Raw genomic sequence first — 22,140 nt, forward strand, 5'->3', positions numbered from 1 at the left:
CCGCCGACGGGCCAGATCCGGCGCGGGACAAGAAAGCGCCGGGTGTGCCTATCTTGGAGACAGAGCGGCAGCCGCCTCTTGCAGCAGCGTCAGGGCGGTTTCGAGCGAGGGGCCCGCGTGCTGGTCGATCCGGCGGATATAGGGTGACGTGAGCACGGCGATGGCGTGACCGTCGGGCCCCAGGATGGGGCTGGAAATATCCGTGACGCCATACGACTGCAGGCTTTCCCGGCACTCGTGGCCTTGCGCGGCGATCCGTTGACAGGACGCCTCGAGTTTTTCTTGCGGAAAGGGGACTTCACCCTGGACGGCACGGTGTTCCGCCAGCATGCGCGCGCGCTGCTCTGCCGTCTGGAATGCCAGCAGCACCTGGCCCGAGCAGGTATCGACGAGCCCGACGTGGGCGCCGATGCGCACGGCCATTCCCCAGACCCCGGGGCCCGGCACCTGGGCGATGACCAGCACATTGCCCTGGTCGTATACACCCAGATGACAGGATTGTTCCGCTTGTGCCGAGAACTGGTTCATCAGGGGTTGCGCCAGCGCGACCAGGCGGCCAATGGGCGGATGGCACAGGCCCAGCGCCAGCAGCTTCAGGCTGAGCGAGTAGCGATCGCCCTCGGTTGAGCGGATGACGTAGCGGCGGGCGACCAGCCGTTCGAGCATGCGGTAGATCTCGCTGGGGCTGCGGTTCAGCGCCTTGATGATCTCTGCGCGCGTCATGCCTTGCAGATGGCCCGCAAGCAGTTCCAGGATGTCCAACCCCTTGTCGAGGGCCGGTGCGCGGTATCGAGTGTCTTCTGGTGTGGCCTTGGGTGCAGCGTTCATATGCCTGTGGCTGGAGTCTCTTTCAGGGGGGTAATGCGGCCTTCAGTGTATTCAATCGTTGAAGCTTCTGCTGTCGGTGTGTGTTTAGGGTAAACACCGATTCTTGGGCAATTGACTTCTTTATATCAATATATGAACATTATGTTCACTAATGAAAATATCAACAACACCCTCATCAACTCCTTTGAAGAGGGCTTTTCGGAGACAAGCATGGTGCAATCAAAGCGTGGGTTCAAACGGGGGCTGCGGGCGGGGCATGGGTTTGCCAGGCTGGTGGCCGTCGCGGCGTTGGTGTCCGGCCTGGGCGTTGCCAGCCAGGCTCAGGCAAGCCAGCCCGTGGGGGTCGTCTTGCCGATGCTGACGTCGCCCTTCTGGCAGGCCTACAACAAATACATCCCCGAGATGGCGGCCAAGCTGAAGGTCGATATTCTCGCACCCTTGAACTCCGACCAGGACCCGGTCAAGCAGATCACGGACGTGTCGAACCTGATCAACCTGGGGGCCAAGGGTCTTGTGGTGGCGCCGCTTGATTCCGCCGCCGTGCGCCGGGCCCTGGACAATGCCGCCGCCAAGAACATCCCGGTCGTGGCGGTGGACGTGGCGCCCACGAGCGGCAAGGTGGCGATGGTGGTGCGTGCCGATAACGTGGCCTATGGCACGAAATCATGCCAATACCTGGGCGAGCACGTGAAAACCGGCAAGGTCGTACAGATCATGGGCGATCTGGCCTCCGTCAACGGGCGCGACCGGGCCGAGGCGTTTCGCACCTGCATGAAGCAGTATCCGAATCTCCAGGTGCTCGAGATCGCCGCGGGCTGGAAGGCCGATGCGGCCGCCGCCGGGCTGGACAGCCTGCTGTCGGCCAATCCGGACGTCAAGGGCATTTACATGCATGCCGGGGGCGTCTATCTTTCGCCCACCCTGCAGACACTGCGCCGCAAAGGCCTGCTCTATCCGGTCGGCGACCCCAAGCACATCGTCGTCGTCAGCAATGACGGTATTCCGCAAGAATACGATGCGATTCGCAAGGGCGAAATCGATGCCACCATCTCCCAGCCCGCCGACCTCTACGCCATGTATGGTCTTTACTATGCGCGCGAGGCGATGAAAGGGACGACGTTCAAGCCGGGCCCGACCGACCACGGCAGCACGATTGTCGAAGTGGCGCCTGGTATTCTCGAAGATCAGTTGCCCGCGCCGGTCGTGACGCGCGAGAACGTCGATAACCCCCGGCTGTGGGCCAACCAGAAATGAGCCAGCTGTCTCGTTCGCCCGCCGCCGCAGCGGCGCCCAGCCAGGCGCCCGTCGTCGAGGCGCGCGGGCTCGTCAAACGCTTCGGGGCCATGACGGCGCTCAATGACGTGAGTCTGGCGGTATATGCCGGAGAGTCGCATGCGCTGGTCGGGCGTAACGGAGCGGGCAAGTCCACGCTGGTGTCGATGCTGACGGGCTTGAGGGCGCCGGATGTCGGCCAGGTTCTGTTCGGTGGGCAGGCTGCTCCGCCCGTGAGCGACCCGCTGGCCTGGCGCAAGCATGTTGCCTGCGTCTATCAGCATTCCACCATCATCCGCAACCTGACGGTTGCGGAGAACCTGTTCATCAATCGGCAGCCGTGCCGCCATGGACTGATCGACTGGCGCCGCCTGAATGAAGCGGCCCGCGCGCTGCTGGACGAATGGCACATCGACGTGGCCGAGGACGCGCTGGCCGACAGCCTGGGCATCGAGTCCAGGCAGCAAGTCGAGATCGCCCGGGCGCTGTCGTATGGGGCGCACTTCATCATTCTGGACGAACCGACCGCGCAGCTGGATGGTGAAGAAATCCGGCGTTTGTTCAAGCGCATCCGCGAGCTGCAGGACAGAGGGGTCACCTTTCTGTTCATCTCCCATCATCTGCAGGAGATCTACGACATCTGCCAGACCGTCACGGTATTGCGCGACGCGCGCCATATCGTCACCGGCCCGGTGGGCGAAATCGACAAGACCCGCCTGATCGAGGCGATGACGGGCGAGGCGGCTGACAGAAGCAGCGCGCCTCGGGCCAGTGCCGCCTTGGCCGCCGATACGCCGGTCTTGTTGTCCCTGGAAGGGGTCGGTGGCGAGCATTTCAAGCACGTCGATCTCGCGATCCGCCAGGGCGAGGTGCTGGGCCTGACGGGTTCCACCAGCAGCGGGCGCACCGAACTGGGCGAGGCGGTGGCCGGGCTGAAGCCGTATGCCACGGGCGCCATCCGGGTTCGTGGGCGGACGCTGCCGACGGGCGATATCGCGGCGGCCCTGGCGCTGGGGGTGGGCTGCGTGCCCAAAGAGCGCCACCACGAAGGGCTCGTCCTGGGGCAGTCGATTGCCCGTAACGCCACGATGCCGGTTATGGGCCGCCTGGGCCGGGCAGGCTTCATCAGCCTGGCGCGCGAGCGGGCAACGGCATTGGCCGCGATGCGCTCGCTTGGTGTCGTGGCCCAGGGGCCAGAGCAAGCGGTGTCGGGGCTGTCCGGCGGCAATCAGCAAAAGGTCGTGATGGCCCGGGCGCTCTCCACGCATCCCGATGTCCTGGTGCTGATCGATCCGACCGCGGGTGTCGATGTGAAGTCCAAGCAGGCGCTGCTGGCTGTGGTGGATGAACTCAAGTCACAGGGCAAGGCCGTGTTGCTGGTCAGTACCGAGCTGGATGACTTGCGCGTGTGCGATCGGGTCGTGGTCATGCTGCATGGCGAGGTGCATGCCGAGTTTCCCGCAGGCTGGGAAGACGGCGAGCTGATTGCCGCAATAGAGGGGGTAGTTCTCGATGAGTGCTGATGCAATGATGAAAAAGCCAATCATGAGCCAGAAAAAAATACCGAGTCTGGGGCGGGTGCGCGATTTCGCCCTGATTCCCGCGTTGATCGTGTTGTGCCTCGTCGGGGCGATCACCAATCCGATCTTTCTGACGGAAGCCAACCTGATCAGCATCCTCAGTGCGTCCGCCGCATTGGCACTGGTCGTGCTGGCCGAGTCGCTGGTCATCCTGACGGGGAAGTTCGACCTGTCCCTGGAATCCACCGTGGGGATCGCTCCGGCGTTGGGCGCCATGCTGGTGATTCCCGCAAGCGCTTCCGGGTTTGGCACCGAGTGGCCGGTCGCCCTCGGGCTGCTGGCGATTCTCGTCGTCGGGGCCGGGATCGGGCTGGTCAATGGGTTTCTGGTCGTCAAGCTGCGCTTGAATGCTTTCATCGTCACCCTGGCGATGCTGATCGTCCTGCGCGGCATCCTGGTGGGCGCGACCCGAGGCGGCACGCTCTTTGACATGCCGCCCGTGTTTTTTGCCCTGGCAACCGAGAAATTCGCGGGCCTGCCCCTGTCGGTCTGGCTTGCCCTGGTGGCCTTCATGCTGGCCGGCCTGTTCCTCAAGCGGCACCGCCTGGGGCGCGCCCTGTATGCCATTGGCGGCAATGCCGCCGCGGCCAGGGCCGCCGGCATTCAGGTCGATCGTGTGGTCTGGGGCGTGTTCGTGCTGGCGGGCATGCTGGCCGCGCTGGGGGGCGTCATCATGATGGGCTACGTGGGGGCGGTCAGCGCCAACCAGGGCAATGGCATGATTTTCACCGTGTTTGCCGCGGCCGTGATCGGCGGCGTATCGCTGGACGGCGGCAAGGGCACGATGTTTGGCGCCTTGTGCGGGGTGCTGCTGCTGGGCGTCGTGCAGAACCTGTTGACCCTGGCGCAGGTGCCGTCCTTCTGGATTCAGGCCATTTACGGCGCCATCATCCTGGGGTCGCTCATGTTGGCGAAATTGACGGGCGAGAACCAGCAATAGCCGTACGGACGGAGACGGGCGGGCCGCCGTGCCCGTACGCCGCCCGGGCAATCCGGAAATCCGAATTTTGTCGTGGTGTGCAAGGGCAGTGCCCTGCGCACCAGGGGGTTTCGCACCTTGTGCGCGCCCTGGGAAAGTGATTGATCAAGTCGAGGTTGATAATGATGTCAGGAAGAATCGCAAATAAAACCGCAGTGATTACCGCCGCCGGGCAGGGCATCGGGCGTGCCAGCGCCTTGGCGCTGGCGCGTGAGGGGGGGCTGGTCTGGGCAACGGACATCAATCCGGATGCGCTCGAAACGCTGGCCCGAGAGGCCGCGGCGGAAGGCCTGGCGGTAAAGACCGCCGTGCTGGATGTCTGCAACGATGCGGCCGTGGCCGATTTCGCCGCCCGGCTTGGCGCGGTCGATGTCCTGTTCAACTGCGCCGGGTTCGTGGCCAGCGGCACGATTCTCGACAGCACGGAGCACGACTGGAACTTCAGCTTCGAGCTGAACGTGAAGTCGATGTACCGGACGATCCGCGCGTTTCTGCCCGGCATGCTGGCGCGGCAATCGGGTTCCATCATCAATATGTCGTCGGCGGCGTCCAGCATCAAGGGCGTGCCGAACCGCTTCGTTTATGGCACGACCAAGGCCGCCGTCATCGGCCTGAGCAAGGCGGTCGCGGCGGACTTCGTGACAGCGGGCATCCGGTGCAATGCCATTTGTCCCGGAACCATCGACTCCCCGTCGCTGGCCGGGCGCATCAGCGCCCAGGCCGAGAAAAGCGGCATGGACAGCGCGGCGGTACGCGCCGCCTTCGTGGCGCGCCAGCCGGTGGGCCGGATCGGCAGCCCCGAAGAGGTCGCCGCCCTGGTGGTCTACCTGGCTTCGCCCGAGTCGGCATTCACGACGGGCACGGTCCACGTCATCGACGGCGGCTGGTCGAACTGATGCGCCAAGTAGACGATAAGGGACCGCAATCTATGACCACCGTCATTCAATCCTTTGAAGTACTGGATGTCCGTTTCCCCACCTCGAAGCAGCTGGACGGATCGGACGCCATGAACCTGGACCCCGACTATTCCGCGGCGTACGTCGTGTTGCGAACGAGCGTGGCGGGCCTGGAAGGGCATGGCCTGACGTTTACCATCGGTCGGGGCAACGAAGTCTGCTGCGCCGCCATCCGCGCGCTGGCCGATCGGCTGGTGGGGATGGAACTCTCCTGGATCACCGAGGACCTGGGCCGGTTCTGGCGGTTCATGACGTCCGATAGCCAGCTGCGCTGGATCGGGCCGGACAAGGGCGCCATCCATCTGGCGACGGGGGCGGTCGTCAATGCCGTATGGGATTTATGGGCCAAGGTGGTGGGCAAGCCGGTCTGGCAGCTCGTGGCGGACATGAGCCCGGAAGAACTGGTCAAGCTGATCGATTTTCGCTACATCACCGATTGCATCACCCCTGACGAGGCGCTGGCGCTGTTTCGGCGTGGTGAAGCGGGCAAGGCCGCGCGCCGCGCCGATCTGCTGGAAAACGGCTACCCCTGCTACACGACGTCCGCCGGCTGGCTGGGCTACGATGATGCGAAGCTGCGGCGTCTGGCGCAAGAAGCGGTCGATCAAGGCTTCACGCACATCAAATTGAAGGTCGGACGCGATCTCGACGACGATATCCGGCGCTTGCACATCGCCCGGGAAGTGCTGGGGCCCGATCGGATTCTGATGATCGACGCCAATCAGATCTGGGAAGTCGATCAGGCGATCGACTGGCTGAAGCAGCTGGCGTTTTCCCGCCCCTGGTTCATCGAAGAACCCACCAGCCCGGACGACGTTGCCGGCCACCGGCGTATCCGGCAAGCCGTGGCGGGCTCGATGCGCGTGGCGACCGGGGAAATGTGCCAGAACCGGATCCTGTTCAAGCAGTTCATCATGGAAGGCGCGGTGGACGTCGTACAGATCGATGCCTGCCGTCTGGGCGGGCTGAATGAAGTCCTGGCGGTCATGCTGATGGCGGCGAAGTACGGGCTGCCCGTGTGCCCGCATGCGGGCGGCGTGGGTTTGTGCGAATACGTGCAGCATCTGTCGATGATCGACTATCTCTGCGTCTCGGGTACGAAAGAAGGCCGCGTCATCGAATACGTCGATCACTTGCACGAGCATTTCCTGGACCCCTGCACTATTCGTCACGCGGCCTACATGCCGCCGTCGCGCCCTGGCTACTCCATCGAGATGAAGCGCCAGTCGCTGGAAACCTACCGCTACCGGGGGTGATCGTGATGCAGGCAGAGCTCGGCGTGGACGCACACCTGCATTTCTGGCGCTACGTTCCGGCGAAATATCCGTGGATCGGCCCAGAGATGTCGGCGCTTGGAAGGGATTGCCTGCCGGAGCAGGCGTGGCCGCTGTTGTCCGCGAACGGGGTGCAGGCGGGGGTCGCGGTGCAGGCCCGGGCCTCGGAAGCGGAGAACGACTGGCTGCTGGGCCTGGCGCATCGGCATCCCTGGATTCGGGCCGTCGTTGGTTGGCTCGATCTGTCGTCGCCCTCGGCGCCGCAGCGCCTGGAGCGCTGGGCGGCGGATCCCTTGTTTCGCGGCTGCCGGCCCATGTTGCAAGATGAGCCAGACCCCGCCGCCCTGCTGGCCAGCCCGGTTTTCAACCAGGGTGTCCGGGCGGTGCAAGACGCCGGTCGAGTCTTCGAGTTGCTGGTGCGGGCGCATCAATTTTCCGGGCTGTATGCGTTTTGCCGGGCACATGATGCCCAGCCCATGATCCTGGATCATATCGGCAAGCCGGCCATCGACGGCAAGGTGCATGCGCCGGCTTTCGTGCAGTGGCGGCGGCAGGTAGAGCACCTGGCGTCTTTGCCGCATGTGTCGGTCAAGCTCTCGGGGCTGGTGACGGAAGTCTCCGCCCAGGTCGCTGGGCAGGCCGCCACGGATGCCGCACTGTTCTGGCCCTATCTGGACGTGGTGCTGGAAGCGTTCGGGGCAGACCGCATCTTGTTTGGTTCCGACTGGCCGGTCTGCACGGTGGCGCGGCCCTATGCGCAGGTTCTTGCGCTGGTTCGCGCCTGGTCTCAGGCCCGCTTGTCGCATGACGAGTTACGTGGCTTCCGGGGGGTGAATGCCGCCCGGATCTATCAGTTAGTGTAAGTATCCGTTCGAGGCAAACATGGACTTGAAGTTGCAAGACAAAGTGGTCATCGTGACCGGTGGCGGGGCCGGTATTGGCGGCGCCATCAGCCTGCAGTTGGCCCGCGAAGGGGCGATTCCCGTGATTTTCGGGCGCAGCCCCCTGAGCCCCGAGTTTCTGGCCGCCCTGCGGGCAACGGGGGGGCGTCATGTGTTTCACCAACTGGATTTGCAGGATGAAGCCGCGTGTCTGCAGGCCGTGTCGAGTGTGCTGCGGCAGCAGGGGCGTATCGATGGCCTGGTGAACAACGCCGGGGTCAACGACAGTGTCGGCCTGGAGGCGGGGCGCGCCGCCTTTGTCCAGTCGCTGGAAAAAAACCTGATTCATTACTACGTGATGGCGCATGCCTGCCTGGATGCCTTGAAGGCTTCGCGGGGTGCCATCGTCAATATTTCATCCAAGACGGCCCTGACCGGGCAGGGTCATACCAGCGGTTATTGTGCCGCCAAGGGGGCGCAACTGGCATTGACGCGGGAGTGGGCCGCGGCGCTGGCGGGCGATGGCGTGCGCGTCAATGCCGTGCTGCCCGCGGAAGTCATGACGCCGTTGTACGCCAAGTGGCTGCGGACATTTGCCGACCCTGAACAGGCGCGCCAGCGGATCGAATCGCGCATCCCGCTGGGACGCCGCATGACCACGGATGCGGAGATCGCCGATACCGTCGTCTTTCTGTTGTCCGCTCGTTCGTCCCACACCACCGGGCAGTGGCTCGTGCCCGATGGTGGGTACGTCCATCTGGATCGGGCCCTGTAGCGTGACGGAGCGGACGATGATACGTCGCGACGTGTTGATGCTGGATTTGCGGGATGATCCGCTGTTGATTGAACAGTACGAGGCCCACCACCGGGCGGTCTGGCCGGAGGTGCGGGCGCATCTGGAACGGCAGGGGGTGCTCGACATGGAGATCTACCGTCTGGGCACGCGCCTGTGCATGGTGATGGAGGTGGACGAGCAGAAATTTGACGCCGCGCGCATGCGGCAGGCCGAGCAGGAAGACCCCAGCCTGCAGGCGTGGGAGCGTTTGATGTGGACGTTCCAGCAGCCTACGCCATGGACGCCCGATGGGTGCAAGTGGGTGCCTGCGCGCTGTATTTTTCGGCTGTCGTCGGGCGCTGATGCGGTTTGAACGGTGGTTCGATCTGTCGGCCTGATATGAGGCGGGCCGCTGGGCCCTGGTTCCGGGCATGAAACGAGGAGAGTGAAATGAAGTTGTTGCGTGTGGGCCCGTCAGGGCAAGAAAAGCCGGCCGTGCTGGATCCGGATGGGCGTTTGCGGGACTTGTCCGGTGTCGTGCCGGACGTCACGCCCGATGTGCTGGCGCCAGCCGGCCTGTCCGCCTTGCGCGCGCTGGATCTGGGCGCGCTGCCGATCCTGGACGACGCCGTCCGTATCGGGCCGCCCGTTGCGCGGGTCGGCAAGCTCATCTGCGTGGGCTTGAACTATCGCGATCATGCGGCGGAAACCGGGGCTGAGATTCCGCAGGAGCCCGTCCTGTTTTCCAAGTGGTCGCGGCCGACCGGGCCGAATGATCCCATCGTGTTGCCGCAGGGGTCGGTCGAAACCGATTGGGAGGTGGAGCTGGGCGTCGTCATCGGGACGCAGGCGCGCTATGTCAGCCAGGCCGAAGCCCTGGCGCACGTCGCCGGGTACTGCGTGATCAACGATGTTTCCGAGCGCGAATACCAGCTCAAGCGCGGCGGCACCTGGGACAAAGGCAAGGGCTGCGATACCTTCGCCCCCCTGGGGCCCTGGCTGGTCACCGCGGACGAGGTGGCCGACCCGCAGAACTTGTCGATGTGGCTCGACGTCAATGGGCACCGCTATCAGGATGGCAATACCCGCACCATGATTTTCAATGTCGCGTATCTGGTGCACTACATCAGCCAGTTCACCACCTTGTATCCAGGAGACGTCATTTCGACCGGGACGCCCCCGGGCGTTGGCCTGGGGCAAAAACCGCCGGTCTATCTGAAGGCGGGTGATGTGGTGCGCCTGGGTATTCAAGGGCTGGGTGAACAGACGCAGATCGTGCACCCTTGGAATCAGTCGCTGCTCGACTGACGTATGGTTTCCGTAGTGTAGTTCTCAGCAGGGACTTGGCCCAGGAACTTCGGAACCTGGGCTTTTTTTGCCCTTGCGCACCCTTCAGTTTTGAACAGCAGCCTAGCACCGCTTGCGGATATCTCATTGGCCCTGGCCATCGTTACCCGTTGACCTTGCCACCATGACAAGCATCAAAATCCGGAAATTCCTCTAATTCACCGGGAGACCCCATGCGCCGACACCACCAGGCAACATCAATACTTTTCAGTCTCACTTTTGCCGGTCTCAGCGGCGTAGCCAGCGCTCATGGTGCAACAATGTCCCACCCCGCCACAGGCACGCATGCGGGCCATCCGTCGGCCACGCGCATCGTTCACGTCGCCATGGACGACACCATGCGTTTTCACCCCAGCACCATCGCCGTGCATGTCGGTGAAACCATCACCCTGGACATCAAAAATACAGGCAAACTGCAACACGAACTGACCATTGGCAAACTCGATGAGCTTCAGGCACACGCGCAACAAATGCGTCAGCACCCTGACATGCCCGCACACCATGAAGCCAATGCCATCACGCTCGATCCTGGCCACCAAGGCACCCTTACCTGGACATTTGCCACTCCCGGCACACTCGACTTTGCCTGTCTGATCCCAGGACACTACGAAGCGGGCATGAAAGGGCAATTCGTCGTCAGCCAAGAGTGATGGGCTGCTGCCGGTTGGGACGATCCTGGTGGTCGTCGGCCAGCGCGCTGATGCCGCAGCAGGGCTGCGGCGATGCCGATTGTGCTATTCGCCGCGCGCTCATGCCGCGTCCGGCGCCGTAGGCGTGGCAAAACGCCCCGAACCCAACTCAACCAGCGCCTTACCTCGGCGCAACAGCCACAGCGCCTCCAGGCCGTGCCGGTGTGCCAACGCCAGACCCTCGCTCGGGCCGGCCACCAGCAATGCGGTGGCCCAGGCGTCGGCATCGATGCAGGCGGGCGCCAGCACCGTGACGCTGGCGACGCCGTTGTTCACTGGCGTGCGGCTGCGCCCATCCATGCTGTGCGCCAGACGCACCTCGCCGACCTGCACGAAATGCCGGTAGTCACCCGAGGTGGCGACTGCCAGATCCTGCAGTTCGATCACGCCCTGTGCGGTGCGTACATCGGGTCGGGGATTCTCCAGTGCCACGGCCCAGGGCGCGCCACTGGCCTGGGCGCCGATGGTGCGCAACTCGCCATCGAGCGCCGCCAGAGCGTGGTGCACGCCGTGCTGCCCAAGCACGGTACACAGGCGATCGACCGCATAGCCCTTGGCGATGCCACATAGGTCGAGCTGTAGCGGCGCGTGCTTGCGCACCCGGCCCGCGGCCAGATCCAGCTCAAGGGCTTGCGGTGTCGGCGGGCGTTCGGTATGGCGAGCGGCGCGGATGGCCTCGGCATCCGGCGTGTCGCGCGCCGCGCCAAAGCCCCAGGCATCGACCAGTGCACCGACGGCGGGATCAAATACTCCGTCGCTCAGGCGGCAGACTTCGAGCGCGCGCGCCAGTACCTCCAGCAGTTGGGGCGGTAGCGCTAGCCAATCGCCCACCGGCGCGCGGTTGAGCTGGTTCAGTGCGCTCTCGGGCTTCCAGGGCGACATCTGCTCGTCCACCTGCTCGACTGTATCAGTCAGCGCCTGGCGCAGCGCACCCACGTCCAGCGCCGACGGTACGTCGCAGCGTACGGCCCAGTGTGTGCCCATGGTCGGCCCGAACAGTTGCAGCCGGTGTAATGGCTCAGAACAGGTCTTCGGCATAGCGCCCCTCGGTTTTCAGTGTGTTCACGTCAAGGCCCAGCGGCGCCAGCAGCGCGTCGAGTACCTCGATCACGCCCTGAGCCATGGGGCGGCTGCCACAGACGCGCACGGCGGCGCCGGCGGCCAGCAGCGTGCGCAGGCGTTCAGCATCGCGGCGCAGGATATCTTGCACATAGCCGCCGCCGGGCACGCGCGAGAAGATGGTGTTGACGCTGGCCACGCGCTGCTCGGCCCGCCAGCGCTCGATCTCGGACCCGAAGTAATAATCGGTGGCCGGGTCGCGCGCGCCGAAGTACAGATGCATGGGTGTGCGCTGGTCGTTGCGCCGGATGAAGCCTGCCAGCGGCGCTACGCCGGTGCCGGCGCCGATCAGCAGCACGCTCGGATGCCGACCGCTCAGGGCAAAGCCTGGGTTGGCGCGGATGAAGGCCTGTGTGCTGTCCCCCGGCTTGAGTCCCAGCAGGTGCGTCGAGCACACACCACCGGGCCACTGGCGCACGCAGATTTCCAGAAAACCGTCGGCGCTGCCTGAAGCCAGCGAGTAATAGCGCGCCACCGTGCTGCCGGGCGCTACGATACCCACCAGGTCGCCCGCCTCGAAGCGCGCCAGGCCGCGCCCGAGCACGCGCGCCAACCACGGCTGGCGCGGCCAGGCAAAGCGCAGGATGGCCGTGGGTCGATCCGCCTGGCTGGGGTAGTCGCGCCGCTCGACCAGCATCAGCGCCGTGGTGGTTGGCAGGCGTGGCCGGTATTCGATCGCCAGCGGCTGGCCCAACGTCTGCACCAGCGCCTCGCCCCAGCGGACGAACTGCTGCGCCGACTGTTGGTGGATGATCTCCAGCGGCAGCAAGGTCGGGTGTCCCTTGGTGCGCAGCGCCTCGTCGATCGTCTGGGCAAAAGCGCCGAAGGCCGGGTACTGGCGATCGCCAAAGCCCAGCACGGTCACCGGCACGCTGCTGACACCTTGTGCAGTGATGCGCGCCAGCGCATGGCGTGCATGCGTGGGTGGCTGGCCGTCGCCGTGCGTGGCGGCGAGGACGAACACCTGGCGTGCCGTCGGCGTGATCTGAAAGTGCTCCAGACCCGAGCTGTGCACGCGCCGCCCGGCACGAACCAGCGCGGCGTGCAGCGCCTGGGCAAAGCCCCAGGTGCTGCCGCCCTCGCTGGCGACGAAGATCAGCACTTCGGCCTGCTGCAACGCGCTGTTGTCATCAATGCGTATGAAGTTTTGTCGAACTTGCCGCCAGATCAGTACACCGGTGAGCCAGAACAGCAGCACGGAGAGGCCGGCGAGACCCATCACTACGGCCCAGGGCCAGGCGCTCTCGCCAGTGTGCAGCACACGTGCCCAGTCATCGAGCCGCTGCATCAGGGTCGCCTCTTGCCAAGCCAAGGTATCACCGCTGTGGCGGTCGATCCAGCCCTGGCCGCGCGTCGTCGCCACCTGCCAGGTATCGGTGGGATCATCCGCACCGGGGAGGTTGACGCGGCGCAGCTCGCCGACGCCAAGATCGCGCAGCAGCGCAAGCTGCGTCGGCGCCAGGTCGGCCTCCTCGCTGACACTGGAAATGACGTCGGGCTCGGGCCCGGCTTCCAGCTCGACCAATCCCAGGGTCGAGGCGCTCATGGTCAGCGCTGTGATCGATGACAGCAGCAGCAAGACCAGGACTATCCGACCCGCCAGCACATGCAGGCGCTGCGCCAGCGTGCCGCGCACCCGGCCTGCCACATGGCGCCAACCGCCCATGCGGTGCAGCAACAGCACCAGGCCCGAGATCGAGAGCACCACCATGGCCAGCGCGGTGGCCGCCGTGCCCCAGCGTCCGCCATCGCCCAGCAGTAGCGCGCGGTGCAGGTTCTTGACCCAGCGCGGCAGGCTGGAGGGCTGGTAGTTGCCCAGTAACTGGCCGCTGGTCGCATCGACGTAGCGCGCCTGCGCCTGATCGCCGTCGAAACCGAAGGCCGCGATTGCGCCCGAGGGCAGGCGGCGGATTTCCTCGACGTCGGGCATGGCCTGCCGCACCTGTTGCACCAGCGTGGCCACCGGCAGGTCGGTCGACGCCGTCGGCGCCTGCCAGGCCTGTTGCACCGGATCCAGTGCCAGCAGCGCACCCGAGAGGCTGAGTACCAGCGCCAGTGTGCCCAGGCTCAGGCCTAGCCATCGATGGATGGCTTTCCAGTTCATGTCTGACTCCTTACTTCAGCTGGAAGCTGGCCGACTGGATGTACTGCTTGCCTGCCTGCGGCTTGCCGACGTTTGCCGCCGTCAGAGGCAGACGCACCTCGGCCGGACTGTCGCGCATGTCTTCGACTGCGGCGTCGATGCGAATTTCATAGCCGGCGTCAATCAGCGCATCAGCCAGATCGGCCGTCACCTTGAGCGTGCGACCGGCGCCGACGCTGGCGCCGGTCACCCCTTGCAGACGCTTGGCGTCACCAGACGAGAAGCGATTCCAGTCCGCCAGGTGCTTGTAGTACTTGGCCTTGCCACCGGCCACCCAGAGTGTGCCGACGTAGGCACCCTTGGCATCGATCAGGTAGACCGCCAGGTAGGCGCCGTCGCCGCCGTAGTTCTTCAGCTGGGTGGCGATGGTGACTTCGCGCGCCTGGCCGAGGGCGGGCACGGCCAGCGCACAGGCTGCGGCAATGGCGGTGATCAGGGGTTTGGACATGGGATTCTCCTGGAAGATGAGAAGAAGTTCATTGCACCTGGCCGCGCGGCGTGCCGCCCGGGGTAAAGAGGGGTGAGGAAGGGGCGGCGTCGGCGTCCTGCGATGTGTGGTCGCGCCGGTGCTCGCGCTCCCGATCCTTGTGATGGTCATCGTGCTCGCGCGACTTGATCTTCAGCACCTGCAGGGTCTCGGGATCGAGCTTGGCCTTGAAGCGCCGACCCTGGGCGTCGGTGCCACGGATTTCGTAGCAACCGTCATCGATCTTCAGTCGCTCAATCTGCCAGCCCTGCTGCGCCGCCAGCTCGCGCACGGCCTCGCGCGACTGCCATTGCGAGGTCGGCGCGTCGCAATCGCTGGATGCCAACACTGGTAAGGAGACCACCGTCAATATCAAGGCCAGGATGGCCCGCTGTGGTTTGAAATGTGGGGCTTGTTTCATCATCGGTTCCTTTCACAGCACAAGCGCTGCTGATGCCGATGATTCTGGCAAACCGCGCGTGAACCGGTGTTGAACCGATGGTTCATCTTGCGTTCATCCGACCGAGGCAATGGTAGGTCGGGTTCTTGCCAGTGCGGGTAGCCCCGCGCCCGGAATAGAAGGCAAGGTGAAAGGGCTTGCCTACTGTGAAGATGCGCCCCCACCCAGCGCCTGATAGAGCGCCACGTTATCGATCAAGCGCTGCGCCTGCGCCGCAATCAAGCGGGTACGTGCGTTGTCGGCTTGCTGCTGTGCGACCAGCAGTTGCACATGGCTCGCCGCGCCCAGTTCGTGCTGGTCGCGGATGTTCTCCACCGAAGCGCGCGCGGCTTGATCGGCGGCGGCTGAAGCTGCCAGCGCCTCGGCGTCGTTGTTGAGCGCGCGCAGCGCATCGGCCACTTCGCGCAAGGCGCTGAGAACCACTGCCTGATAGTTTGCGGCCGCAGCATCGATCGCCGCCAGCGCCGCGCGCCTTTCCGCCGGAAGGCCAGGGCGAAAAAGCGGTTGCGTCAGTTGCGCGATCGCGCTCCAGACTGCGGTTCCGGGGCCGAACAAAGCGCCCATGGTGAGCGCCTGCGCTCCGAGGTTGGCGCTCAGGTCCAGTTGCGGGTAGAGCTTGGCGACCGCGATGCCATAGTTGGCGGTGGCCGCGTGCAGCAGCGCTTCGGCAGCCTGGATATCGGGGCGGCGACGTACTAATTCAGATGGCAGCAAGACTGGCAGCTCTGCCGACAGCTTGAATTCGGCCAGCGTGAAATTCGGCACACTCGCTGCGCCTGGGGCTTGGCCTCCGAGAATCGCGAGCAGGTGCTCCGTTTTTTCGAGTTGCGTGCGCAACGCCGGCAGTGCGGTGCGCGCCGTTTCGACCTGGGCTTGCAACGAGAGCACGTCGTCCGGCGGGATCTGACCGATGCGCGCGCCTTCGCGCGTCAGTTCCAACTGTTCGCTTCGTGCGGAGATCATGGCCTGCGTCGCAGCGATCTGGCCCGCCAGCCGGGCACGCACGATGGCCGCAGTGGCCACGTTCGTCGCCAGCGCCAAGCGAGTCGCATCGAGTTCGCGGTGCTGATAGTCGGTGCGCGCCGCCAGGGCCTCCAGTGCGCGTCGGCTGCCGCCCGCGAAGTCGAAGCGGTAACGAACGCCGATGCCGGCGTTCACCAGGTTGAAATCGTCGTTGAACATGGAAAGCGCCTGCGGCTCGTCGACCAGCCCCATCGCGGTCGGGTTGACGCGCTGGCGCTGCGCGCCGAGGCTGGCATCGATTTGCGGATATCGCGTGGCGCCGGCCTGCGCGGCGTATGTCTCTTGCGCCTGGCGCAAGGTTGCGCGGGCGGCCGCGAGCGTCGGGTTGGCGGCGAGTGCCTGCTGGATGAGCGCATCGAGCCGTGCCGAGCCCAGGCTGCGCCACCATTCGGTGGCCACGTCCTGTCCCACGCGAAAGCGCTGCGCTGCGCCCAGCTCCGTTGCCGCGGAGGCCGTTTTTTCTGGGAGCGGCTGCGCGGTGTAGCGACTCACGTCGGGCGCGGCGGGCGCGTGGAAGTCCGGGCCGGCGGTGCAACCTGCAAGGGCGAACGCCATGACCAGGGCAGTGCGGACGTGATGCCCACGGAGAGCTCGGGCGACGATCATCGGGCGGCATCCTTTTCCGGGTCGTGGCCGCGTGCAATCCACGCGTAATACAGCAGCGGAATCACCAGCAGCGTGAGCATGGTGGACACCAGCACGCCGAAGATCAGCGAGACCGCAAGCCCTTGGAAAATCGGGTCGGCGAGGATGAAAAAGCCGCCGATCATCGCGGCTATGGCGGTGAGCGCGATCGGCTTGGCGCGCACCGCGGCGGCGGAAATCACCGCGTCCGCCAGCGGCTGTCCACGCCCCAGTTCCAGGTCGATGAAGTCGATCAGCAGGATCGAATTGCGCACGATGATGCCGGCGAGTGCGATCATGCCGATCATCGAAGTCGCGGTGAACTGCGCGCCCATGAGCGCGTGCCCGGGCATCACGCCGATCACCGTGAGCGGGATCGGCGCCATGATGATCAGCGGCACCACGTAGCGCCGGAAGTGGCCGACGATCAGCAGATAAATCAGCACCAGCCCGACGCCATAGGCGATGCCCATGTCACGGAAGGTCTCGTAAGTGATCTGCCATTCGCCGTCCCACTTGACCGCGTAACCGGCGGCGCCGGTGGGCTGGTGGACGAAGTTCTGTGCGAGCTGCTGCCAGGCAACGGCGGTGTGCGCCAGCTTGGACACCATGTCGAACATGCCGTAGAGCGGGCTGTCGGTGTGGCCCGCATCGTCCGCAGTCACGTAGGTGTAAGGCAACAGATCCTTGTGGTAGATCGCTTGCTCCGCGTCGGCTTTGTGCACGGTGACCAGCGCCGAAAGCGGCACCAGCGCGCCGCGAGCGGCGCGTACGCGCAGCGCGAGCAGCTCTTCCATCGATGCCTGGCCACTGGCCGACAGGCGCAGGCGGATCGGGATCGCATGGCGCGCCACGCCGTCCATCAGATAGGTCGCGTCGTAGCCCGAGAGCGCCGCCTGCAGCGTGCGCGCGATGTCGGCTTGGCTCACGCCCAGCCGCGCCGCGCGCTCACGGTCGACCACGATGACATCGCGCCGCGCACCAGCTTCGACGCTGGTGTCGATATCGACCAGATCCTTATCGCCGCGAAAGAGCTTTGCAACGCCAAGCCCCAAAGTGCGCAACTTGTCGTAGTCCGGGCCGTAGATCTCCGCCACGATCGGCGCCAGCACCGGCGGGCCGGGCGGTACTTCCACTACTTGCACCGCAGCGCCGTGGCGCGCACCGATGGCGGCGAGCATGGGACGCACCGCCAGCGCAATCTGGTGGCTTTGGCGCTTGCGTTCGCCGTTGTCGACCAGATTCACTTCAAGGTCGCCCACGAGGGGCCCGGAGCGCAGGTAGTACTGGCGCACTAGGCCGTTGAAGGTGATGGGCGAGGAGATCCCGGCGTAGCCCTGGTAGTTCTTCACCTCGGGCACGCTGTTCAGTGCGCCGGCCATTTCGGCGAGCACCGCGTTGGTGGCCTCCAGCGTGGCACCGGCGGGCATATTCACCACTACCTGGAATTCCGACTTGTTGTCGAACGGCAGCATCTTCAGCACCACTGCCTTGACGGCCATCAGCCCCACTGCCGCCAGCACTAGCGCGGCCATGGCCGCAAACAGCAGGTTGCGGTGGCGCCGGGCACGTCTGCCGTGAACGAAGGGCGTCATCAGATGGCGGAAGAAGCGCAGCAGGCGCGTCTCCCGCGTGGTCGCGGGTTCGTCTCTCTGCGTCAACCCGGACACCGTCGCCGACGTGTGCTTCAGCACATGGAGCGCGAGCCAAGGCGTCACCACCAGCGCGACCACGAGCGAGAGCAGCATGCCGACGGAGGCGTTCACCGGGATGGGCCGCATGTACGGCCCCATGAGGCCTGAGACGAAGGCCATCGGCAGCAGCGCCGCGATCACCGTGAAGGTGGCGAGGATGGTGGGCCCACCCACTTCGCCCACGGCTTCCGGAATCGCGGCGCGCAGTGTGCGCCCGCCAAGCGCCATGTGACGGTGGATGTTTTCCACCACGACCACGGCATCGTCGACCAGGATGCCAATGGAAAAAATCAGCGCGAACAGCGATACGCGGTTGATGGTGAAGCCCATGGCCCATGACGCAAACATCATCAGCAGCAACGTGATCACGACCGCCGCGCCCACCACCAGGCCTTCGCGCCAGCCGAGGGCCAGCAGCACCAGCAGCACCACCGCGAGCGTCGCAAAGGAGAGTTCGTGGAACAGACTGTCGGCCTTGGCCGTGGAGGTCTTGCCGTAGTCGCGCGTCACCACCACGTGCACATCCGAGGGAATTACGATGCCTTCGAGCTGAGCGATGCGCCCACGGACAGTGGCGGTAATGTCGGCGGCGTTGGCGCCGGAGAGCTTGGTGATCGCCAGCGTCACGGCGAGAGCCGTGCCGCTGGCGGGGCCGACGCGACCGGGCGGGCTCCCGAACCAGACATATTTGTCGGGCAGGTCGGCGCCGGTTTGGACAGTAGCCACGTCGGAGAGAAATACCGGCTGACCGCCTTTCAGCCCGATCACGAGGTTGCTCACGTCGCTCGCATGTGCGAGGAACCTGCCGGCCGTCACCGGGATGTCGCGATCGTCGTTGACGCGCGCTCCAGCCTGCGTCACGACGTTGGCCGCTTGCAGCGAATGAGCGAGGTCTTCGACCGTCAGGCCGTAGCTCGCGAGCCGCGCCGGGTCGAGCCGCACCATCACGGCGCGGTCGGGCGTGCCCAGCGTGTAGACGTCGCGTGTGCCGGCAATGTGCTTGAGCTCGGTTTCCAGCGTGCGGGCGACCTGTGCGAGCTGCACTGGGCCGCTCGCCGGATCATCGCTCCAGAGCGTCAAGGCCATGACCGGCACGTCATCAATACCGCGCGCATGAACCAGCGGTTGCCCGACGCCGAGATTCGGCGACCACAGGTCACGGTTCTGGAAAACCTGGTTGTAGAGGCGCACCAGCGCCTCCTGGCGCGGCACGCCGACCTGGAACTCGGCGGTCAAGACAGCCACACCCGGACGGCTTACCGAATAAACGTGCTTGATGCCTTGAATGCCGGCGAGCTGCTGCTCCAACGGAGTAGCGACGAGACGTTCGACCTCGTGCACGCCGGCACCCGGAAAAGGCACGATCACATTGGCCATGGTCACGTCGATCTGCGGCTCTTCCTCGCGCGGCGTGATCATCAGCGCGGCAAAGCCGATCAGCAGCGCCGCGAGCGCCAGAATGGGCGTGAGTGGGTGATCCTGGAAAACGCGCGCGACACGCCCGGCAAATCCGATTTGGCCGAGGGCATTCATCGTGTTTTTCCTGCGTTCGAACGCAGCTTTGCGAGATAGACGACCGCAGCGTCCGCATCGGCCGCGACGCGCTCGCCCGCGCTCAGCCCCGACAGCACCTCGACGGCGTCACCACGGCGCTCGCCGAGGCGCAGCTGACGCAAAGTCACGATGTTGTCGGCACCGACGACGTAAACCCCGCGCACTTCGCCGTGGCGAACGAGCGCCGGCTCGGGCACCAGCAGTTGCTCGCTCCCATGAGCGGAACGGAAGGCCACTTTCACCGTCATGCCCGGATACAGTCCCGGCGTTCCGGCAGGCAGATCGACACGTACCTGAAAGGTATGGCTGGCCGCATCGGCGTAGGGAAGAACCGTGACCCTCTGCGCGCGCACGCGTTCGGTGTGCGCAGGCGTCGGCAACACCTCGGCCACCGGGTTCGAGCGGATCTCCGCCGCTGCGCTCTGCGGCACCACTACGTCGACGCGCAAGGCGGCGAGTGACGCCACGGCAATCAGTGGCTGCGGCGGTGCAGGCTGCACCGCCTGGCCCACGTCCGCGAAACGCCGCGTGACCACGCCGTCAAACGGCGCGCGTACCACGGTGTAATCCGTTTGCTGCCGGGCGGCGCGCAGCGCGGCTTGAGCCGCCTGCAGTGCGGCTTCGGTGTTGTCGCGCCGCGCGAGCGCCTGATCCAGTTGTGCGCGTGCGATCAATCCCCGCTGTGACAGTTCCGAGGCGCGCTTCCAGTTGGCCAGCGCTTCGTCGCGATTGGCGCGCGCCGACGCCACGGCGGCGTCGGCGCCGTGGCGAGCCGACTGCTGCTCCACGTCGGTGAGGCGCAGCAGCATGTCGCCTTTTTTGACGTGGTCGCCCACGTCGACGCGCATTTCGGCCACGCGCCCGCTCGTCTGCGCCGCGACGATCGTGGATTGAACCGCCTCGATCACGCCATCCCACCGCTGCTCATGCACTACCTGCTGCGGCTCGATTTCCAGCGTGGCGAAGGGTGGCGGCGCAAGCAAAGGCGGTACTTCCTGCGGGCGTTGCCCGCAGGAGGCGAGCACGCCAGCCAGGAACAGCACGCTCGCCAGCGAGACCGACGGTCGGCGACGCAGGAGCATCAGGCTGCCTCGTTGATCATGCCGATCCGCGTAGCGCCGACTTCGGTGTAAACCGAATGGTGGCGCTTGACGGCGGCGTCCAGATCGGTCGCGGCCTGGTCAAACGGTTTCTTGCTATCCACGATGTAGTACATGATTTGTTCCTGGTTGCAATGAATTCCGCCCGTCATTTCTGGAAGGCACAGCCCGGCTGCAGGCCCAGCTTGGCGAGGATGCGGGCGAGCGGGCAGAAGCCCGTGAACGACGCCTGCAGCAAATTGGCGCCGACGAAAAGCGCGAGCAGCAACCACCATGGCGAAATAAAGTGCGCGAGCGCCACACTCGCAATCACCATGGTTCCGGCAAAACGCATCACCATTCGATCGATATTCATCTTCGTAACTCCCGGAGTTCAGATGGGCCGCGCTGCCGGACGGTGAGACTTTTCAATACCTGCCGCGGCAGCTTCTACGGCAAGGCGTCGTGCGCACCCCCCAGGCTCGATAGCTCGTGGGCGGTGCGTGCTGACGCGGTGTGCAGCCATGCGGTCTTACTCCTGCGCGACATCACGCTTGAGGCGCGTGATGCCGAACATTTTCATGACCGTGGTTTCGTAGGCCGGGTCGGCCTGGCCCTTGCGCATCTTGCGCAAGAAGTAATTCTCGTAGGCCACTTTCGCCAGGTGAACCCACTTGCCCGTCATCGCCTTGGTCACATTGCGCGGCGGGATTTGCGGCAACGCGATGAAAGCGAAGCCGCTGTCGCCCATGTCGGCGAGGCACAGGGCGTTCCAGGTGGCGCGCGCCTTGGATGGGCGAGCGCATCCCTGATGGTGTAGGCTGCCGACATGCCCCCGATACCGGCGCCGAGAATGACGATGCTTGCCATGGCGGGATCCTCCAGAAGATCAAGCCTCAAGGTAATTCGCCGCTCGCAGCGGCTGCTTGATGGGCGTCAAACCTTTTCTACTGTCCCACCGTACGTAGTTTAGTATACGCTTAATTAGCGATTGGTAAAATACGATTCAACACTCCACCAGATCAAGTGCACGAGGCACCATGACTCAGGAATCCACATTCGACGCCGATGCGCTGCAGGCCAGCTCGGACGACGCAGCGCGACTACTGCGCGCGCTGGCGAATGCGCAGCGGCTGCGCATCCTTTGCCTGCTGTCGGGCGATGAAATGACCGTGGGCCAGATTAACGAGCAGTTGCCTGATCTGAGCCTGTCGGCTTTGTCGCAGCACCTGGCGCGGCTCAGGCGTCAAGGTCTCGTGACCACGCGGCGCGAGGCGCAAAGCATGTGGTATTCGCTGCCGCAAGGCCCTGCGCAGGTCATCATCGCGACGCTCTATCGTATTTATTGCGCGCCGCAAGAAAGCGATCCTTGAATCGCGGCAAGAGCGGCGTGGGTT

22 protein-coding genes are annotated in these 22,140 nt (G+C 65.0%); 11 read left to right on the plus strand and 11 right to left on the minus strand.

Features of this window, described 5'->3' with window-relative positions; translation table 11 throughout:
• Positions 1–48: 48 nt before the first annotated feature.
• Positions 49–828: an IclR family transcriptional regulator gene (locus CCA01S_RS12470; protein WP_066459021.1), complete on the minus strand. Its 780-nt coding sequence runs from the start codon at positions 826–828 to the stop codon at positions 49–51.
• A 210-nt stretch (positions 829–1,038) separates the two neighbouring features.
• On the opposite strand from CCA01S_RS12470, the gene CCA01S_RS12475 reads away from it, so the two are divergent.
• From CCA01S_RS12475 to CCA01S_RS12520, 10 genes are all read left to right on the plus strand, one after another.
• Positions 1,039–2,082 carry a sugar ABC transporter substrate-binding protein gene (locus tag CCA01S_RS12475; protein WP_084386746.1) on the plus strand — a complete coding sequence of 348 codons (1,044 nt, stop codon included), beginning with the start codon at positions 1,039–1,041 and terminating at the stop codon, positions 2,080–2,082.
• A complete protein-coding gene (locus CCA01S_RS12480) occupies positions 2,079–3,623 on the plus strand; it encodes a sugar ABC transporter ATP-binding protein (protein WP_066459023.1) in 1,545 nt (514 codons plus the stop codon). The genes CCA01S_RS12475 and CCA01S_RS12480 overlap by 4 nt, the downstream gene beginning before the upstream one ends.
• 22 nt (positions 3,624–3,645) lie before the next feature.
• Positions 3,646–4,620 (plus strand): ABC transporter permease, encoded by a 975-nt coding sequence (locus CCA01S_RS12485; protein ID WP_232305108.1) that lies wholly within the window; start codon positions 3,646–3,648, stop codon positions 4,618–4,620.
• Between the two features lie 164 nt (positions 4,621–4,784).
• Positions 4,785–5,555 carry an SDR family oxidoreductase gene (locus CCA01S_RS12490; protein ID WP_066459101.1) on the plus strand — a complete coding sequence of 257 codons (771 nt, stop codon included), beginning with the start codon at positions 4,785–4,787 and terminating at the stop codon, positions 5,553–5,555.
• Between the two features lie 32 nt (positions 5,556–5,587).
• Positions 5,588–6,871 carry an L-fuconate dehydratase gene (locus CCA01S_RS12495; RefSeq protein ID WP_066459026.1) on the plus strand — a complete coding sequence of 428 codons (1,284 nt, stop codon included), beginning with the start codon at positions 5,588–5,590 and terminating at the stop codon, positions 6,869–6,871.
• A gap of 5 nt (positions 6,872–6,876) precedes the next feature.
• Positions 6,877–7,752, plus strand: coding sequence for an amidohydrolase family protein (locus CCA01S_RS12500; RefSeq protein ID WP_066459103.1), 876 nt, complete (start codon positions 6,877–6,879; stop codon positions 7,750–7,752).
• Between the two features lie 19 nt (positions 7,753–7,771).
• A complete protein-coding gene (locus CCA01S_RS12505; protein ID WP_066459027.1) occupies positions 7,772–8,545 on the plus strand; it encodes an L-fucose dehydrogenase in 774 nt (257 codons plus the stop codon).
• A 37-nt stretch (positions 8,546–8,582) separates the two neighbouring features.
• A complete protein-coding gene (locus CCA01S_RS12510) occupies positions 8,583–8,918 on the plus strand; it encodes an L-rhamnose mutarotase (protein ID WP_232305123.1) in 336 nt (111 codons plus the stop codon).
• Between the two features lie 77 nt (positions 8,919–8,995).
• Complete coding sequence (locus CCA01S_RS12515) at positions 8,996–9,853, plus strand: fumarylacetoacetate hydrolase family protein (protein WP_066459028.1); 858 nt, start codon at positions 8,996–8,998, stop codon at positions 9,851–9,853.
• Between the two features lie 299 nt (positions 9,854–10,152).
• Complete coding sequence (locus tag CCA01S_RS12520) at positions 10,153–10,542, plus strand: cupredoxin domain-containing protein (RefSeq protein WP_066459029.1); 390 nt, start codon at positions 10,153–10,155, stop codon at positions 10,540–10,542.
• 99 nt (positions 10,543–10,641) lie between these two features.
• Here the strand turns inward: CCA01S_RS12520 and CCA01S_RS12525 are convergent, their stop codons facing one another.
• The 10 genes from CCA01S_RS12525 to CCA01S_RS12565 all read right to left on the minus strand — a co-directional run bounded on the left by CCA01S_RS12525 (position 10,642) and on the right by CCA01S_RS12565 (position 21,494).
• The gene (locus tag CCA01S_RS12525; RefSeq protein ID WP_066459033.1) at positions 10,642–11,619 is read right to left on the minus strand and encodes an FAD:protein FMN transferase; all 978 of its coding nucleotides are present in this window, start codon (positions 11,617–11,619) and stop codon (positions 10,642–10,644) included.
• Complete coding sequence (locus CCA01S_RS12530; protein WP_066459034.1) at positions 11,600–13,804, minus strand: PepSY domain-containing protein; 2,205 nt, start codon at positions 13,802–13,804, stop codon at positions 11,600–11,602. The genes CCA01S_RS12525 and CCA01S_RS12530 overlap by 20 nt, the downstream gene beginning before the upstream one ends.
• A gap of 10 nt (positions 13,805–13,814) precedes the next feature.
• Positions 13,815–14,291, minus strand: a complete 477-nt coding sequence (locus tag CCA01S_RS12535; RefSeq protein WP_066459035.1) for a DUF2271 domain-containing protein — start codon at positions 14,289–14,291, stop codon at positions 13,815–13,817.
• A 28-nt stretch (positions 14,292–14,319) separates the two neighbouring features.
• A complete protein-coding gene (locus CCA01S_RS12540) occupies positions 14,320–14,730 on the minus strand; it encodes a PepSY domain-containing protein (protein ID WP_066459036.1) in 411 nt (136 codons plus the stop codon).
• 180 nt (positions 14,731–14,910) lie between these two features.
• A complete protein-coding gene (locus CCA01S_RS12545; RefSeq protein ID WP_066459038.1) occupies positions 14,911–16,398 on the minus strand; it encodes an efflux transporter outer membrane subunit in 1,488 nt (495 codons plus the stop codon).
• Positions 16,395–19,643, minus strand: coding sequence for an efflux RND transporter permease subunit (locus tag CCA01S_RS12550; protein WP_066459040.1), 3,249 nt, complete (start codon positions 19,641–19,643; stop codon positions 16,395–16,397). The genes CCA01S_RS12545 and CCA01S_RS12550 overlap by 4 nt, the downstream gene beginning before the upstream one ends.
• On the minus strand, positions 19,640–20,746 hold the full coding sequence (locus CCA01S_RS12555) for an efflux RND transporter periplasmic adaptor subunit (RefSeq protein WP_066459042.1): 1,107 nt from the start codon (positions 20,744–20,746) through the stop codon (positions 19,640–19,642). Before CCA01S_RS12555 ends, CCA01S_RS12550 begins: the two co-directional genes overlap by 4 nt.
• Entirely contained in the window at positions 20,746–20,880 is a 135-nt protein-coding gene (locus CCA01S_RS16240) for a hypothetical protein (RefSeq protein ID WP_258005657.1), read from the minus strand. The genes CCA01S_RS12555 and CCA01S_RS16240 overlap by 1 nt, the downstream gene beginning before the upstream one ends.
• A 32-nt stretch (positions 20,881–20,912) precedes the next feature.
• A complete protein-coding gene (locus CCA01S_RS12560; protein WP_232305109.1) occupies positions 20,913–21,104 on the minus strand; it encodes a YgaP family membrane protein in 192 nt (63 codons plus the stop codon).
• A gap of 171 nt (positions 21,105–21,275) precedes the next feature.
• Positions 21,276–21,494, minus strand: coding sequence for a hypothetical protein (locus tag CCA01S_RS12565; RefSeq protein WP_066459045.1), 219 nt, complete (start codon positions 21,492–21,494; stop codon positions 21,276–21,278).
• A 289-nt stretch (positions 21,495–21,783) separates the two neighbouring features.
• Here CCA01S_RS12565 and CCA01S_RS12570 point away from each other — a divergent pair, with 289 nt between their 5' ends.
• The gene (locus tag CCA01S_RS12570) at positions 21,784–22,116 is read left to right on the plus strand and encodes an ArsR/SmtB family transcription factor (protein ID WP_066459047.1); all 333 of its coding nucleotides are present in this window, start codon (positions 21,784–21,786) and stop codon (positions 22,114–22,116) included.
• The last annotated feature ends 24 nt before the right edge of the window (positions 22,117–22,140 follow it).

Origin of the sequence: Castellaniella caeni NBRC 101664 (assembly GCF_001592225.1) — a bacterium.
Classification (GTDB): domain Bacteria; phylum Pseudomonadota; class Gammaproteobacteria; order Burkholderiales; family Burkholderiaceae_B; genus Castellaniella; species Castellaniella caeni.